The sequence below is a fragment of the Aeromonas sp. QDB30 genome, from assembly GCF_027707645.1.
GTDB classification, from domain to species: Bacteria; Pseudomonadota; Gammaproteobacteria; order Enterobacterales; family Aeromonadaceae; genus Aeromonas; species Aeromonas caviae.
The window spans coordinates 1-949 of record NZ_JAPCIY010000182.1; the positions used below are offsets into that span (position 1 = coordinate 1).

Consider the following 949-nt stretch of genomic DNA (forward strand, 5'->3'; position numbering starts at 1 on the left):
GTGATGGCCTCCACTATGGGAAACACCTTAACTTCAGGGAGCAGTGATGGCCTCCACTATGGGAAACACCTTAACTTTAGGGAGCGGTGATGGCCTCCACTATGGGAAACACCTTAACTTCAGGGAGCGGTGATAGCCTCCACTATTGGAAACACCTTAGCTTCAGAGAGCTGACGGGCTCCACAGTGGGAAAGACAGACTCCGAGCGCGATAAGCTCACCTGAGTTGAATTATCTCCACTGGTAATCAAAAGAACAGTGCCGGTGACACTCCAAAGCGTTTGCTTAACGCCTCGATATGTTGGCGGGTCAGTCTCTTGCCCTTAGCTGCATTGAGCAGCTTGCTAGCATTAGATTTGGAGCCAAGCTCAGGCAGGTCCGCTACCCCCAGTCTGTGCTGGCTCATCAAGGTCTTCAAGGCCGCAATGCCTGGTTCTATGCCTGCTACCGCCTTGTTTAAGTCGGCGAATAGATTGGCCCCTTGAAGATCCAGACACTTCGCCCCTCTTAACTTAAGAGGTAGTCTTGGAGCTATGTTCAGTACTAGTCACAACGAGAAGATGGTCGAAGTGTTAACAGGGGCCGAGCGCCGTCGACGCCGGACTCCACAAGAAAAGATCGCCATCGTGCAGCAGACCTTTGAGCCCGGGATGACCGTCTCTCATGTTGCTCGCTTGCACGACGTCAACGCTGCATATTCCGGCCGATCATGAACACCGATTCCGGTTCAACGTGAACACCATTTCCGGACCAATGTGAACGCTCATTCCGGCTCAACCTGAACACTTTGCCCCTCCTTTCCGGAAACAGTGTTCAACATCCCGGAATCACTGTTCACATTCACCAGAATCATCCTTAACGCATTGATTTAACAACCTTTGATACGCTCTCCCTTTTGCCAGGGAAGAGCCTATGTCTGCCAAGAGGATTGCAATGCGTAAAATTCGTGA

General features: G+C 51.4%; 1 pseudogene. It reads left to right on the plus strand.

Features of this window, described 5'->3' with window-relative positions:
• Positions 1-559 precede the first annotated feature (559 nt).
• Positions 560-691, plus strand: a pseudogene (locus PG896_RS21025) (transposase); the annotation flags it as partial.
• Positions 692-949: the final 258 nt, after the last annotated feature.